We start from the raw sequence: 1097 nt of genomic DNA, 5'->3' as shown, positions 1-1097 counted from the left end.
TAAGTAACTAATCAAAATTAAGCGACATGTTTAGAGAAGTTTATACGCAACCCCTTTCCGATATCTGCCAAAGCTCTGTTGGTGGTATAGAAAAGTATGTCAGTAGTTATATAATCTTGTGGTCTTATCCACTTGCCTTTAAGAATACGCCAAAGTGTTTCCGCAATATTCAATTGTGGCGAATATGGAGGCAAGAAAAAGAGGAAAAGTCCTCTTTGCTCCCATATTGGGCGAAGTTCTTTGATCTTCTTGTTTCTATGTACGGAAGCATTGTCAAGGACAACAAAAGTGTCCATCTCCAAGTTGAACGAAAAATCATCAAGGAAACTGAGGACTTTATCTGCCGTCATCTTTTCGAATGTGGTGAATCCATTGTAACGGTTATCACGGTCTATCATTCCAAAGATATTGAGTCGTGCCACCCTTTGGGAGGGGACATAAACATCCTCCCCTTGCAGTTGCCAACCGTAAGGGACATATCCTTCAGTACAAGTGTGGCTCTCATCAGCATAATAGAGCCTAATGCGTCCTTCAGACGCTTGATTTTCAAGTTTTTGCAACTTCTCGACTTTGTATTCATAGAGTTGCGGCGAGGGTTCTCCCCTTGGGCGTTTTCTTATTCGCTTATATCTTGCGCCAATGCTGATAAAAAACGTTTGAATGTTGAGTCGCTTGCCTCTTTGCCCGAGGCTTGCTCCCATGCCGCTCTTGCCTTGCTCACGCTCTGTCTGTCTTGCTCTATTGCACGACGCACAGCTTCCTCGTCCGAACAGTCCATAATAGGTTTTCGACCTCTGCCAGAACGGGTATTCAATCCGTCTATTCCTTCGGACTTGAAACGTTTTACCCAAGCGTTTACGCTCACGTGGCTCATTTCCGTTTGCACGCCCGCTGCTGCAGAAGACAGTCCGTCTGCTTTCAGTAACACAGCACGACAACGCATGCGGAAGCAGTGCTTTTCGCCTAAGCGAAATCCTTTTTCGAGTGCGAGGCGTTCTGCCTCCGTCAACTCCAATACTTTTGGCTTTCCCATTGCATATAAAACGGAAAAATACAATAAATATTTTATGTAAACTAATTTTGCTCACTTACTTATA

The 1097-nt window shown here is 43.9% G+C and carries 2 protein-coding genes; both read right to left on the bottom strand.

Annotated elements, in window-relative coordinates; genetic code table 11:
- Positions 1–17: 17 nt before the first annotated feature.
- A complete protein-coding gene (locus CZ367_RS13805) occupies positions 18–701 on the bottom strand; it encodes an IS630 family transposase (protein ID WP_144005935.1) in 684 nt (227 codons plus the stop codon).
- Entirely contained in the window at positions 617–1033 is a 417-nt protein-coding gene (locus CZ367_RS13800; RefSeq protein ID WP_202613108.1) for a helix-turn-helix domain-containing protein, read from the bottom strand. The genes CZ367_RS13805 and CZ367_RS13800 overlap by 85 nt, the downstream gene beginning before the upstream one ends.
- Positions 1034–1097 lie beyond the last annotated feature (64 nt).

The sequence above is a fragment of the Prevotella ihumii genome (genome assembly GCF_900155655.1).
Lineage (GTDB): Bacteria > Bacteroidota > Bacteroidia > Bacteroidales > Bacteroidaceae > Prevotella > Prevotella ihumii.
Note: the sequence above shows the minus strand (reverse complement) of the source record. Positions and strands in the feature narration are given on the sequence as shown.

Bases quoted from the DNA above. Each gene is read 5' to 3' on its own strand.
- CZ367_RS13805 (WP_144005935.1), bottom strand. From the start codon at position 701: ATGGGAGCAAGCCTCGGGCAAAGAGGCAAGCGACTCAACATTCAAACG.
- CZ367_RS13800 (WP_202613108.1), bottom strand. From the start codon at position 1,033: ATGGGAAAGCCAAAAGTATTGGAGTTGACGGAGGCAGAACGCCTCGCA.